Annotated in this window: 11 protein-coding genes; 4 read left to right on the forward strand and 7 right to left on the reverse strand. The window is 74.7% G+C overall.

Annotation, left to right across the window (positions count from 1 at the left end):
* Together NUM_RS02785 and NUM_RS02790 are read right to left on the reverse strand one after the other, a co-directional pair.
* Positions 1–838, reverse strand: an 838-nt coding sequence (locus tag NUM_RS02785) for a phosphotransferase (protein WP_207122931.1), incomplete at its 3' end; no start/stop codon positions are given.
* A gap of 203 nt (positions 839–1041) precedes the next feature.
* On the reverse strand, positions 1042–1497 hold the full coding sequence (locus tag NUM_RS02790; RefSeq protein ID WP_225918292.1) for an NUDIX domain-containing protein: 456 nt from the start codon (positions 1495–1497) through the stop codon (positions 1042–1044).
* 522 nt (positions 1498–2019) lie between these two features.
* Here NUM_RS02790 and NUM_RS02795 point away from each other — a divergent pair.
* Complete coding sequence (locus tag NUM_RS02795) at positions 2020–2457, forward strand: VOC family protein (protein ID WP_207122932.1); 438 nt, start codon at positions 2020–2022, stop codon at positions 2455–2457.
* An 11-nt stretch (positions 2458–2468) separates the two neighbouring features.
* On the opposite strand, the gene NUM_RS02800 is transcribed toward NUM_RS02795, so the two are convergent.
* The 3 genes from NUM_RS02800 to NUM_RS02810 all read right to left on the reverse strand — a co-directional run bounded on the left by NUM_RS02800 (position 2469) and on the right by NUM_RS02810 (position 6538).
* Positions 2469–3557: a glycoside hydrolase family 3 N-terminal domain-containing protein gene (locus NUM_RS02800; RefSeq protein ID WP_207122933.1), complete on the reverse strand. Its 1089-nt coding sequence runs from the start codon at positions 3555–3557 to the stop codon at positions 2469–2471.
* 194 nt (positions 3558–3751) lie between these two features.
* Complete coding sequence (locus NUM_RS02805; RefSeq protein WP_207122934.1) at positions 3752–4207, reverse strand: macro domain-containing protein; 456 nt, start codon at positions 4205–4207, stop codon at positions 3752–3754.
* A gap of 39 nt (positions 4208–4246) precedes the next feature.
* Positions 4247–6538 (reverse strand): AAA family ATPase, encoded by a 2292-nt coding sequence (locus tag NUM_RS02810; RefSeq protein WP_225918293.1) that lies wholly within the window; start codon positions 6536–6538, stop codon positions 4247–4249.
* A gap of 149 nt (positions 6539–6687) precedes the next feature.
* Here NUM_RS02810 and NUM_RS02815 point away from each other — a divergent pair, with 149 nt between their 5' ends.
* A complete protein-coding gene (locus tag NUM_RS02815; RefSeq protein WP_207122935.1) occupies positions 6688–9378 on the forward strand; it encodes an alpha/beta fold hydrolase in 2691 nt (896 codons plus the stop codon).
* Positions 9379–9469: 91 nt separating this feature from the next.
* Positions 9470–10339 (forward strand): ABC transporter permease, encoded by an 870-nt coding sequence (locus NUM_RS02820; RefSeq protein WP_207122936.1) that lies wholly within the window; start codon positions 9470–9472, stop codon positions 10337–10339.
* A gap of 24 nt (positions 10340–10363) precedes the next feature.
* Here NUM_RS02820 and NUM_RS02825 read toward each other — a convergent pair whose 3' ends face one another.
* The gene (locus NUM_RS02825; protein WP_030448865.1) at positions 10364–10552 is read right to left on the reverse strand and encodes a hypothetical protein; all 189 of its coding nucleotides are present in this window, start codon (positions 10550–10552) and stop codon (positions 10364–10366) included.
* Positions 10553–10610: 58 nt separating this feature from the next.
* The gene (locus tag NUM_RS02830) at positions 10611–10916 is read right to left on the reverse strand and encodes an ArsR/SmtB family transcription factor (protein ID WP_207122937.1); all 306 of its coding nucleotides are present in this window, start codon (positions 10914–10916) and stop codon (positions 10611–10613) included.
* Positions 10917–11013: 97 nt separating this feature from the next.
* On the opposite strand from NUM_RS02830, the gene NUM_RS02835 reads away from it, so the two are divergent.
* On the forward strand, positions 11014–12052 hold a 1039-nt coding region (locus NUM_RS02835), incomplete at its 3' end, for a DMT family transporter (RefSeq protein ID WP_207122938.1).

The following is a 12052-nucleotide window of genomic DNA, read 5'->3' on the forward strand; positions in this document are numbered from 1 at the left end:
GGTCGACTCGGTCGACTCGGTCGACTCGGTCGACTCGGTCGGCTCGGTCGACTCGGTCGGCTCGGTCGGCTGGGGGGAACCAGCGCTGCAGGAGGCGGTCGGCCGCGGAGGTCGATTGCTGGGCGGCGAGCAGCACTCGATCCGTCCACGGCGGGCCGAGCCGGGCCATGCCCCAGTCGAGCAGTGCGGCCGAGCCGTCCGACCGGATCAGCACGTTGTCGTCGCGCACGTCGAAGTGGCAGAGCGTGGTCGGGGGCAGCCGGCCCGGCAGGGTACGCAGCCGGGACAGCAGCGCGTCGCAGCGGGCGGCGGCCCAACCCGGCAGATACCGGGAAGGGTCGGCGGCGACGTCCGCCCACCGGGCCAGCCAGCGCCGCGCGGTCTCGGCGAGCGGCAGCACGTCGACCCCGGCCGGTACCGGGGTCAGCTCGGCGACCTGGGCGTCGATCGCGGCGGCGACCGCGGCGAGGTCGGCGACGTCGGACAGATCCGGGAACCGGCCATCGACGTGCTGGAGCACGATCGCCACCCAACCGTCCCGGTCCAGCCCGCCGAGCAGCGCCGGCCGGTACGGCGCCGGCCGCAGGATCCGCTGCAACCGCAGCTCGGCGCGGAACAGCTCGACCGTCTGCGCGTTCAGTTCGGCGCCGACCGCCTTGACGAAGATGGTCTCGCCGGCCCCGGTGCGCAGGCTCGTTGCGCAGCCCGGCGACATCCCGCCGACGTGGTCGCGCAGCACCGTGACCGGCCCGTACCGGGCGTCGACCCAGGTGCGCACGAACGCCGGCAGCGCGGCGTACCCGATCCGGCGTCCCACCGCCCGTGGTTCCGCACCCACCGTGCTGCCCCCCTCTCCGGGCGCCGCGCCCCCGATGCCACCCCGCGAACCCGCCACCGCCCGAGCGACGTGGCCGTCGACCCGGGCACGGCGGCCGTCGACCTGAGCGAAGTGGCTGTCAACCCGGCAGGGCGGCGGCGACCCGAGCAGAGCAGTACCGCCGCGTTTCCGCCACCGGGATCCGCCCCGCCGGGGCGACCGCCTCAGTCGGGGGGCCAGCCGTAGCGGAGGAGCGGGGTGCCGGCGGCGACCTCGCGCAGCGCGGCGGCGACGTAGGCGACCGTGTCCGCCGGCGGTGCGGCCGCGTCGGCCCAGCACAGCTCGACGCACTTGGCCGGCTCACCGATCGCCGGGGTGCCGTCCCAGCGCGGGACCTCGAAGAACAGGTCGAGGTACTCGTGGTCGCTGGCGGTCTCCGGCGCGCGGTGCGCGACCAGGGCCAGCCGGCAGGCGTCCGGCTCGACCGTGATCGTCAGCTCCTCGCGCAGCTCGCGGGCCAGCGCGCTGGCGACGTCCTCGTTGCCGTCGACGTGGCCGGCCGGGACGCACAGCTCGCCGTCGTGGTAGCCGGACCCGGCCCGCCGCATCAGCAGCAACCGATCACCGTCGCGCAGCAGCCCGTAGACCGCCACCACCATCCGGAACCGTTCCCTGGCCACCGCCCGACCGTACCGCCGGCCTGCGACAACCCCTCCGCGTGACGGCCGAACCGACGCCAGTCAGCGCCGGCACTGATCCGCGCCGGCACGGGCAGTGGTGGCGCCGGGTCGGCGACGGCGGGCCGGGGGCTTGCGTCGGCGCGGCGCGGTCGGCCTGCCGTTCGGGAAGCGGCGCACCTGGATCGTGCCGGCGACCGACACCGCGCTGCACTCCTGGGCGACCGCGCTGCTGGCCGACCTGCGGCCGGAGCTGTCGCTGTACTACGCCGTCTACAGCACCCTGGACGAGGAGGGCAACGCCGGCTGGCCGGGCGGTACCGAGCACATCGTCTGGGACGAGATCCACGAGGTCGTGCCGTCCCGCTGGGAACTTCAGTGCAGGGCGTCCAGCAGTGACCGGAGCGCGTCGGCGACCCGGCCCGGGGCGGTGGCCGCCGCGAGCCGACGAGCTTCCAGTCGCCGTTCGCGGCTCTGGGGCACCGAGGATCGGTCTAGGGTCGGGGAAAGGCGACGGAGGGGGCGGTGGCGGTGGCCACGGTGCGGTACCTGGTGGACGACGTCGACGCGGCGATCGCGTTCTACTGCGGGCAGCTCGGTTTCCGCGAGGTGATGCATCCGGCGCCGCCGTTCGCGATGCTGGCCCGCGGCGACCTGCGCTTCCTGCTCGTCGCGCCGATCACCACGGACCAGGCGGGTGGCGGCTCGCGGCCGATGGCCGACGGTACGGTCCAGACGCCGGGCGGCTGGAACCGCATCGTGCTGGAGGTCGACGACCTGGACGCCGAGGTCGCCCGGCTGCGCGCCGCCGGCGTACCGTTCCGGGCCGAGCCGGTCACCGGCATCGGCGGCCGGCAGGCGCTCGTCCAGGACCCCGCCGGCAACCTGGTCGAACTCTTCCAGCCCGTCATCCCCGAAGCCCACGAGTCCGCCACCGCCGACTCGGATCCCGACCGGCGATAGCCCGGTACGGGTCAGGTCAGGGTGTGGCGCAGGGCGGTGACGCGGTCGGCGGCGGCGACGAACGTGTCGTGGTCGAGGGTGCCGTCGTCCAGCGCGGCGCTCAGCGCGTCGGCGGCCGAGTCGCCGGCGCTCTCACTGGTGCAGAGGATGAGGTCCATCCCGGCGCCGGCCGCCAATACCGAGCGGTTGCCGACGGAACCGTACGATGACAGGGCTCCGGCGCCGATCGAGTCGGTGACGGTGACGCCGCCGAAGCCGAGCCGGCTACGCAGCTCGCCGCCGACGATCGTCTTGGACAGCCCTGCCGGGCGGGACGCGTCCAGACTCGGGTAGACCGCCCAGGAACACATCACCAGCTTGACGCCGGCGCTGATGGACGCCGCGTACGCCGCCTCGTCGACCGACCGCAGCGTGCTGGCCGAGACCTTCAGCGTGACCGGCACGTTGTCGGTGTTCTGCCGCGAGGTGGCCGCGCCGAGACCCGGGAAGTGCTTGGCGGTGGCGGCCACCCCGGTCGCCTGCTGCGCGTCGACGAACGCGCCACCGCAGTCGTTGCAGACACCGGCGTCCATGCTGTACGACCGCCCGTACTGGTCGAGGAAGTCGCCGGCCGCCCGGTACACGCCGAGGACCGGGGCCAGGTTCAGGTTCATCCCGACTCCGGCCAGGTTGTTGCCGGCGCCGGTACCCGCGGTCCGCGCCGCGCCGGTCGGATCGCTCGACGCCCCGACCTGCTTCTCCGACTGGTCCGGCGCGCCGGGCAGCCGGCGCACCTGCCCGCCCTCCTGGTCGGTGAGCAGCAGCAGCGGGGCGTCGATCGGGCTGTCCGCCGCGGCGTCACGCAGTTGGTCGATCACCGAGGCGATCTGCGACTCGGACGAGATGTTGTCGCCGAAGAACAGCACCCCGGCGGTGCCTCCCGACCGGATCGTGGCCAGCAGCGAGTCGGGCGGGGTGAGGCCGGAGTACGCGTGGATGACGCGCTGGCCGGCGAGCACCGGGGAGGTGGCGGCACGTGCCGGCCGGGACCGGGACAGCAGTACCGGGCCGGCGGCGGCCAGCCCCGCGGCGGCGAGCAGCGAACGGCGGGTGACGGACATGGCAGCCTCCTCGGTACGAGATGCGCATTCCAGTCAAAATCTACCGAGGCAAGGCGCAAATTTGAAGCTTTTAACCAAATTAGGAGCTTTCTGGCGTCATCGCGCCCGTCGGCCGCTCGGGCGAATCGCGCTGCCGGTGGCGGGCGCGCGTCCCGGATCGCGGCGCGGCCGGCCGGCCGGTGATCGCGGTGTGGTCAGGCGGGCGGGTACAGGAGGACGCGGACCGCCGGCCTGCGGCCGAGGGAGGAGCGGATCAGCGGCTCGACGTCGGGCCAGGGCAGGCCGCCGTGGCCGCACCCCAGGGCCGGCACGGCGAGCGAGCGCAGACCGAGGCGGTCGATCGTGCCGACCAGATCGGCGAGACCGGCCTCGACGTCGGCCAGCCGGGACGCCGACCGCCAGTGCCGTTTGGTCGGAAAGTTGAGCACGTACCGCGGGCCCACCTCGGCGCCGGTCGGCCACACGTGCATCCGGCCCACCGCGAGCCGGCCCTCCCGCGCGGCCCGCCGGTAGTCGCGGTACATCGCGGGGTACGCCTGCCGGAACGCCAGCGCCAGCCCCCTGCCCATGACCCCGACGGTGTTCACCGCGTTGACCAGCGCCTCGACCTCGGCCGTCAACAGGTCGCCGCGCGCCACGGTGATCGTCATGCCCCCGTCGTACCAGCCGGGTCCGACAGCCGGCCGTGGTCAGCCGGCGTTGTGGGCCTTGGCGTAGTTGGCGAGCCAGGCGACCTGGTCGGGGTCGAGGGACGGGCGGACCCGGTCGCGCGCGGCGGCGACGTTGGCGGCGGTGACCTCGGTGGCGGTCAGCGACTCGCGCATCGCGGCGAGCGCGGCCTCCCGTACCAGGGCGGCACAGTCGGCGGAGGAGAAGCCGTCCAGGTCGGCGGCGAGCGACGGCAGGTCGACGTCGGCCGCGAGCGGTACCTTCCGGGCGGCGGAGTCGAGGATCGCGGTGCGGGCCTCGGTGTCCGGCGGCGGCACGTACACCAGGCGCTCCAGCCGGCCGGGGCGCAGCAGCGCCGGGTCGATCAGGTCGGGCCGGTTGGTGGCGCCGACGACCACGACGTTGCGCAGCGACTCGACCCCGTCCAGCTCGGTGAGCAGCGAGGCGACCACCCGGTCGGTGGTACCGCCGTCGGTGGCCTGGCCGCGCACCGGGGCCAGCGCGTCGATCTCGTCCAGGAACACCAGCGACGGGGACGCGTCGCGCGCCCGGCGGAACAGCTCGCGCACCGCGCGCTCGGAGTCGCCGACCCACTTGGACAGCAGCTCGGCGCCCTTGACCGACAGCACGTTCGCCTTGCCCTGGCCGGCGATCGCGCGCACCAGGAACGTCTTGCCGCAGCCGGGCGGCCCGTAGAGCAGCACCCCGCGCGGCGGCTCGATGCCGAGCCGGTCGAACGTGTCCGGGTAGGTCAGCGGCCACAGCACCGCCTCGGTGAGGGTCTGCTTGACCTCGGTCATGTCGCCCACGTCGTCCAGCGTCACGCCGGAGACGTCCACAGTGGACTCCGTCATCGCGGTCGGCCGGACCACCTCCAGCGCCGCGTCGAAGTCGGCCGCGGAGATGGCCGGCTCGGCCACCGACCCGGCGTCGGTACGCCCGGCGGTCGCCGACGCGTTGCGGTGCCGCACCGCGGCCCGCACCCCGGCCTCCCGGACCAGCGCGAGCAGGTCGGCCGTGACGAACCCGGGAGTACGGGCGACCACGTCGTCGAGCTTCACGTCCTCGGCGAGCTTGACGTCGCGGGTGAGCACGCCGAGCAGCTCGCGGCGCTCCGCGGCATCGGGCAGCGGTACCGCGATCTCGTGGCCGAGCAGCTCCGGCCCGCGCAGCTGCGGGTCCACGTCCTCCGGGCGGCTGGTGGTACACACCACCGCCACGCCGGCGTCCAGCGCGGCCCGCACGGTACGGCGGAACACGGTGGCGAGCGGCCCGGGCGCGTCGCGCGGCGCGAGCGCGTCCACATCGGACACCAGCAGTACGGCGGGGGCCGCCTCCCGCGCGCGCACCACGGCGTCGGCGAGCCGGGCCGCGGCCGGGTCGTTGGCCAGCGCCGCGACCTCCGGCGCCCAGACGGTGACCACGGTGGCGGACACCTCGTCGGCGACCGCGCGGACCAGGGTGGACTTGCCGGAGCCGGCCTGGCCGGTGACGAGCACGCCGAGGCTCGCGGTGGTACCGAGCTTGGCCAGGATCTCGCCGTGGTGGAAGCCGAGGTCGAGCAGCTCGGTCAGCTCCTGCGCCTGCGGGCGCAGCCCGGCCAGGTCGGCCACCTCGACCGGCTCCTGGTCGATCGCCTCCAGAGTGTCCACTGTGGACTGATGGGTCGGCGCCGGGGTCGCGCTGGACCGGGTCGCCGGGCCGTCCTGCCAGCGCACCACGGTGTCCATGGTGACCACGCCGGGCCCGGTCGAGCCGGTGTCGGTCACGGTCAGCAGCAGCGACACCCAGCCCATCCCGAGGCTGTTGGACAGGCTGCGCTTCGTCGCCTCCACCGGCGGGGTCACCGCACCGGCCGCCACCCACTGCGCGGCCGTCCGGCCGCCCGCCGCCGGCGCCACGTCCTGCGGCAGCAGCGACACGTTGTCACCCGCGGTGACCACCTTGCCCAGCAGCGCCAGCCGCAGCATCTCCGGCGACAGCAGCGCCACCGTCTGCGCCGGCCCGGCGACCTGCACGGTACGGGCCGCGGTCACCGGCGCGGGGGCCACCGTGACCTCGGCCCCGTCCCGTACCCCGAGGTTGCCGAGGGTGAGGTCGTCCGCGTACAGCAGGGCGCGGCTGGCGTCCGCCTCGGCCGGCAGCGCCAGCCCGGCCGACGCGCGCCGGCCGGTCAGCAGCACCGGTGCGCCGGCGGACAGTCCGAGCGCGGCGAGCACCTCCGGATGCAGCCGGACGATGCCGCGCCGGCCGTCCAGCGCGGCGGGCCGCAGGCTCGCGGTCAGGGTCAGTGAGCTGGTCTGGCTGGTCACGCGGCGAGCCTATCCGCCTGCCGCGACCACCGACCGCACCCCGACCCCGACCCGTCCGCTGACCGAAGTGCGGGGAATGTGCGCTCGCTGGCTGAGGCGGCGCTGTGGAACGGCGGCGACGCGATCATGGCGCCGCGTACCGTTGGCGCATGCCGCGCCTGCTGCCCCGCCGGACCCGCGACCGGGTCGTCGCGGCGATCGTCGTCCTCGCGCTGGCCGCCGGCCTGACCGGGTTCTTCGTGGTCCGGGCGCTGCCCGGCTACCGGGTGCAGGACCAGTTCGTGACGGTGCGCACCGGCCCGGCCGGCGACCAGTCGGTCCGCCTGGACACCTCGCTCTTCCTGCCCGACACCGACCGGCCCGCCCCCGCGGTACTGCTCGCGCACGGGCTCGGTGGCACCAAGGCCAGCGTCGCCGGCGACGCGAAGGACCTGGCCCGGCTCGGTTACGTGGTGCTCACCTGGACCGCGCAGGGGTTCGGCCGCTCCGGCGGCGAGATCCACCTGGACAGCCCGGACTGGGAGGTCAAGGACGCGCAGCGGCTGGTCGACTGGCTCGGCCGCCGGCCGGAGGTGCGCACCGACGGCCCGGACGATCCGCGCGTCGCCGCCGTCGGCGGATCGTACGGCGGGGCGCTGACGCTGCTGCTCGCCGCCGCGGACCGGCGGGTCGACGCGATCGTCCCGCAGATCACCTGGCACGACCTGGGCAGCGCGCTGTTCCCCGAGTCGACCGGCCGGCCGGCCACCGACGGGGTGCTCAAGCAGGCCTGGCTGGGCACCCTGTTCATCGCCGGCCTGCGCACCGAGCGGCCGCCGCGCTCCGCCGGCAGCCCGCCGGACCCGGCCGCGGTCGGCTGCGGCCGCTGGGCGGCCGAGGTGTGCCGGATGTACCGGCAGGTGCTCGCCGGCGGCAAGCCGAACGCGGCGGCCGTCGCGCTGCTGCACAGATCCTCGCCGGCACCGGTCCTCGACCGCATCCACGCGCCGACGCTGCTGGTCCAGGGGCTGTCGGACACGCTGTTCCCGCTGTCCGAGGCGGACGCGAACGCGCGCGGCATCACCCACGCGCCGGTCCGGGTGGCGTGGTTCTCCGGCGGTCACGACGGCGGCGACGGCTCGGCCGCCGACCACGACCGGGTCCGCCAGCTCACCGCGAGCTGGCTCGACCGGTACCTGCGCGGCGGCAGCGGCGACGGGTCGGACTCGTTCACGTTCAGCCGGATCGTCGGGTACGACCGGTCCGCCGACGCCGTGCGCACCACCGCGATGTCCGCCCGGCGGTACCCCGGGCTGCACCGGCCCGGCGCGCAGGTCGCGCTGCGCGGCCCGGCGCAGCCGATCGCCGGCCCGCCGAACTCCACGCCCGCCGCCACCTCCACCATCCCCGGCGTCGGCATCGCCGGCGAGACGCCGGCCACCGAGATCCCCGGCCAGACCGCCGCGTTCACCTCGACCGCGCTGACCGGGCCGGTCGATCTCACCGGCGCCGCCCGGGTACCGGTCCGCATCGGCGCCACGAGACCCGGCGGCGTGCTGTTCGCCAAGCTGTACGACGTGGCCCCGGACGGTGGGCAGCGCCTCGTCGCCGGCCAGGCCGCGCCGATCCGGGTCACCGGCAGCGGCACCGTCACCGTCTCCCTGCCCGGCATGGTGTACCGGTTCGCCACCGGGCACCGGATCCGGCTGGTGGTCGACACCGCCGACCGGGCGTACGCGGGCCCGCGCGAGCCGGCGACCTACACCGTCGCGGTGACCGGCGCGCTGCAGCTGCCCGCCGTCGCCGCCACGCCGCTCACCGACCCGTCCGGCATCTGGTACTGGCTGCTCGCCGCCGCGGTCGTGCTCGCCGTGCTGGTGATCGCCGCCGCGGTGCTGATCGCCCGGGCCCGGCGGCGCGGCCGGCAGCGCGCGGTGGTCGCCGAGCTGGCCGACACGCCGCTCGCGGTGCGCGGGCTGCGCAAGACGTACAAGGACGGGTTCGTCGCGGTCCGCGGCACCAGCTTCACCGTCGAGCCGGGCCAGGTCGTCGGCCTGCTCGGGCCGAACGGCGCCGGGAAGACCACCACGCTGCGGATGGTGCTCGGGCTGATCCGGCCGACCGCCGGCGAGGCGCTGCTGTTCGGCCACCGGGCCGGCCCCGGCGCCCCGGTGCTGTCCCGGATCGGCGCCCTCGTCGAGGGGCCCGGCTTCCTGCCGCACCTGTCCGGCCTGGACAACCTCACCCTGTACTGGCGGGCCACCGGCCGCCCGCTCGACGACGCGCGGATCGACGAGGTGCTCGACATCGCCGACCTCGGCGACGCGATCCACCGCCGGGTCCGCGCGTACAGCCACGGGATGCGGCAGCGGCTGGCCATCGCCCAGGCCATGCTCGGCCTGCCCGACCTGCTCATCCTGGACGAGCCGACCGACGGGCTGGACCCGCCGCAGATCGCCGAGATGCGCCGGGTGCTGCAGCGCTACGCCACCGACGGCCGGGCGGTGCTGGTCTCCAGCCACCTGCTCGCCGAGGTCGAGCAGACGTGCACGCACGTGGTGGTGATGCGCCGGGGTGAGCTGGTGGCGGCCGGTCCGGTCGCCGAGATCATCGGCGACTCGCCCAGCGTGCTGGTCGGCGTCGCCGACCCGGACGCGGCCGCACCGCTGCTGTCCGCCGTACCGGGGGTGGCGACGGTGGCGCGGGCCGACGGCGGCCTGCTGGTCGAGCTGGCCGACGGCACGCCCCGGCACCGGCTGGTCGACGCCCTGGTCGACGGCGGCGTCGAGGTCGACCGGCTGGTACCGCGGCGCCGGCTGGAGGACGCCTTCCTCGCCCTGCTCGACCGGGGCGAGTCATGACCGGGCCGACGGCACGGACGCGGATCGGCCGAGGGTCGGGATCGAGCCAGGTCGGCGGTTTCCTGGACGAGCGGCGGGATCGGGGTGCGCGGTGACTACGTCCACTGTGGATGGTCGGGCGGCCGGCTACCGGCCGGCCCGCACGCTGTCGGTCGGCACCGAGATTCGGCGCCAGCTGACCCGGCGGCGTACCCAGCTGGTCTTCGCGTTCCTGGTCGCGCTGCCGGTGATCCTGTTCCTGGCGTTCCGGTTCGGTACCGACGGCAACGACGGGTCGGCGCAGAACGAGACCGACGCGTTCGTCACCGTGGCCAAGTCCGGGGCGGCGAACTTCACCGTGTTCACCCTGTTCGTCTCGGCGTCGTTCCTGCTGGTGGTGATCGTCGCGCTGTTCTGCGGCGACACGGTGGCGAGCGAGGCCAGCTCCGGATCGCTGCGCTACCTGCTCGCCGCGCCGGTGCCGCGCCGCCGGCTGCTCGGCGTCAAGTACGCGGTGGGGCTGCTGTCCTCGGCGGCGGCGCTGGTGGTGCTGACCGGCGTCACGCTCGCCGTCGGCGCCGCCGCGTTCGGCTGGCACCCGCTGGTGACGATGACCGGCGACACCATCGAGCCCGGTCCGGCGCTGGGCCGGATCGCCGGTGTGGTCGGCTACCTGGCCATCGTCCTGCTGGTACCGGCGGCGCTGGCGTTCCTGCTGTCGGTCTGCACCGACAACGCGCTCGGCGCGGTCGGCGGCGCGGTGCTGCTGGTCATCGTGTCCAGCATCCTCGACCAGGTGACGGCGCTCGGCGGGCTGCGCGCGGTGCTGCCCACGCACTACCAGGACGCCTTCACCGGGTTGCTGACCGACCCGGTGCGCTGGGACCAGATGGCCCGCGGCGCGCTCTCCGCGCTGATCTACGCCGGCGGCTTCACCGCCCTCGCCTGGTGGCGCTTCCTGCGCAAGGACGTCACGTCCTGACCACGCCGCCGCGGCCGGCGTCGGTCAGTCGAAGTCGAAGATGGAGTGCTTGTCGTAGAAGTGCAGGATGTAGCGGCACCGGGTGCAGATCATCAGCACCATCTTGTGTGAGGTCACGCCCCACTTGCTGTCCAGCCGCCCCTCCTCGCGCTGGAAATCCTGGTTCCGGCACAGCGGACAGGCGAGCGCGGCAGGCTGCGAAGGCATCGTCATGCCCCCAGTGTGCCGACCCGCCGCCACCTCGGGGGCGGGCTCGGTGCCGGCCCCGGTTTCAGGGGGTGGGTGCGGTGGCGAGGACGGCGGAGAGCAGGCCGGGGTAACGGCGTTCCAGCTCGTCGCGGCGGAGCGAGACGTACCGGCTGGTGCCCTCGATGCGGGTGTGCGTGACGCCCGCCTCGCGCAGCACCTTGAGGTGGTGCGACCGGGTGGCCTTGGCCAGCCCGAGGTCGAACGTGCCGCAGCAGCGCTCACCGTCGCGGTGCAGTTCGCGCACGATCTCCAGCCGGGCCTCGTCGCCCAGCGCGGACAGGATCGTGGTCACCGGCACGGCGGCCACGTCCGGCTCGTAGAGCTCCATGTGTCAAGGGTAACTCATGTTCGACAATCGTCGAACATGCACCTAGGGTGAGTCGAGTCAAAGGTTCGAGATCCGTCGAACAAAGGGTGTCTCGCTCATGTCCAGGTCCAGCTCGTACGGACTGCCACTGTTCTCCGTCGCCATCTGGGGCGGCATGTTCATCGTGATGGCCGGTGCCCTCCGGCACGTCGACGCGTACCACCTCACCGCCGCGCGCTACCTGATCGCCGCCGCCGTGCTGGCCGCGGTGCTCGCCGCCACCGCCGGCCGCCGCGCGTTTCGTACCGACGGTCGGTTCGCCGAGATCGCGGTACTCGGCGTCGTCGGCATCGCCGGCTTCAACCTGCTCGTCAACATCGCGCTCGGCTACACCGCGCCGCAGAACGGCGCCCTGATGGTCGCGCTGACCCCGCTGCTCACGGTGCTGGTCCGGTGGGTACGCGACCGGGTCCGGCCCACGCCCGCCACCCTCGGCCTGATGCTGCTGGCCCTGGTCGGCGTCGGGCTGGTCATCACGCACGGCCACCCGACCGACCTCGGCGCGATCGGCAGCGGCGACGCGATGGCGTTCCTCGGCGTGGTCGGCTGGGCCGTGTACACGCACGGCGCCGGCCGGTTCGCCAGCTGGGGCTCGCTGCGGTTCAGCACGCTGACCCAGATCGTCGGCGCGGCCGCGACCGTACTGGTCGCCCTCGTCGCCGACCTGACCGGCGTCGGCCACCTGCCCGGACCGGCCGCGCTCGGCGCCGACGCCTGGCAGCTCGGGTACATCGCGATCGCCTCCTCGGTGCTCGCGGTACTGGCCTGGAACGTGGCGATCCGCCGGCTCGGCGCGCCCAACGCCGCGCTGTTCATGAACCTGGTACCGGTGATCACCTTCGGCATCCAGATCGTCCGCGGGTACCGCCCGGTACCGGCCGAGATCGCCGGCGCCGCGCTGACCGTCGCCGCCCTCGTCGCGACGAACGTGCTGGCCCGCCGGGCCACCACCCGCGCCACCGCCGGCGTCCGCGCCGCGGTACCGACCGCCCCGCAGCGGGAAACGGCCGCCGCACCGGGTCGTCAGGGCGCCGCCCGTCCGGCGGCACCGGGCCAGCCGGGCGCCGACCGTCCGGCGACACCGGTCCGACCGGGCA

Source organism: Actinocatenispora comari, from assembly GCF_017312725.1.
In the GTDB taxonomy this organism is placed as follows: domain Bacteria; phylum Actinomycetota; class Actinomycetes; order Mycobacteriales; family Micromonosporaceae; genus Actinocatenispora; species Actinocatenispora comari.